The sequence below is a fragment of the Bartonella sp. OT172YNZD genome (genome assembly GCF_042193725.1).
GTDB classification, from domain to species: domain Bacteria; phylum Pseudomonadota; class Alphaproteobacteria; order Rhizobiales; family Rhizobiaceae; genus Bartonella; species Bartonella grahamii_A.
On sequence record NZ_JBHILZ010000076.1, the window covers coordinates 1 to 831 of the forward strand.

Below are 831 nucleotides of genomic sequence, written 5' to 3' on the forward strand. Positions count from 1 at the left end.
GGATTCATCAATCCCTCCCGCACTATTGATTGTGCAAGTGCCTTGGCATGCTCATCATCCACAGGGCGTATACGCTCCGGCACCACAATCACATCAAGAGCAAGCTTTTGAAACTGTGCCATCACGCCCCCGCCTTTCTGATCTCTTTAAAGAACAAATCCATCGCACGCCCTGCCCATCTTCGATAAGCTTTCGCAAAAACGGGTTCTTCCAAACGCCGGTTAATCACTTGCATAGATAGAGAAATAGAAGTCCGCTGACGTGCCTGTATCGCAACAATACGCCGCCGTGGCACCTCAAACTGATAATGCAAAATATGAATAACAATCTGTCGTGCTAACGCTGCATCAAATAAGCCATGCGGGGGGTCAATAATATACCGGATCGGCAGATGCTTAAATCCACTACTCACGGCTTTTAAAGAACAGGAAAGCATCACCTGTAAACGTTCAACTTCTGAATAAGGATTAACGATATCGCTTCTGGCTTCTGGGGTCCATAAATTACAAGCAGCAACCATAACCACCCCCTATAAAAACAATATGACCACCATCTAATCGCCAGAACCAACCCTTCCAAACGGCTGTTCTATGATGCAACTCTATGCAATTTATCTTGCCTATTTCGTACTGATCTTTAGACATTGATAAACCTTTTTATCTTATGGTATTTAAATTCATGGCAAATGCGCAAAAGCGCAAAGCCATGTAACGAAGTTTAAGCAGCATTACCGCGCAAAGCAGAATGCGCACGCGAATCTGTGTTGGCATGTTTTGCTGCTTTAAAAATGCGACGGCGACTTTTGGGGTAGCGGTCGCTAAAAACCTGCTC

The 831-nt window shown here is 45.0% G+C and carries 2 protein-coding genes and 2 pseudogenes; all 4 read right to left on the reverse strand.

All coding sequences use genetic code 11. The features are described 5' to 3' along the window. Nucleotides 1–122 (reverse strand): annotated as a pseudogene (locus ACFIJS_RS09070) (chromosome partitioning protein ParB); the annotation flags it as partial. After that, nucleotides 122–520 carry a hypothetical protein gene (locus tag ACFIJS_RS09075; protein WP_375651293.1) on the reverse strand — a complete coding sequence of 133 codons (399 nt, stop codon included), beginning with the start codon at nt 518–520 and terminating at the stop codon, nt 122–124. The pseudogene ACFIJS_RS09070 and the gene ACFIJS_RS09075, both read right to left, overlap by 1 nt. Continuing rightward, nucleotides 504–644: a hypothetical protein gene (locus ACFIJS_RS09080; protein WP_375651295.1), complete on the reverse strand. Its 141-nt coding sequence runs from the start codon at nt 642–644 to the stop codon at nt 504–506. The genes ACFIJS_RS09075 and ACFIJS_RS09080 overlap by 17 nt, the downstream gene beginning before the upstream one ends. A 73-nt stretch (nt 645–717) precedes the next feature. Continuing rightward, nucleotides 718–831, reverse strand: a pseudogene (locus ACFIJS_RS09085) (transcriptional regulator); the annotation flags it as partial.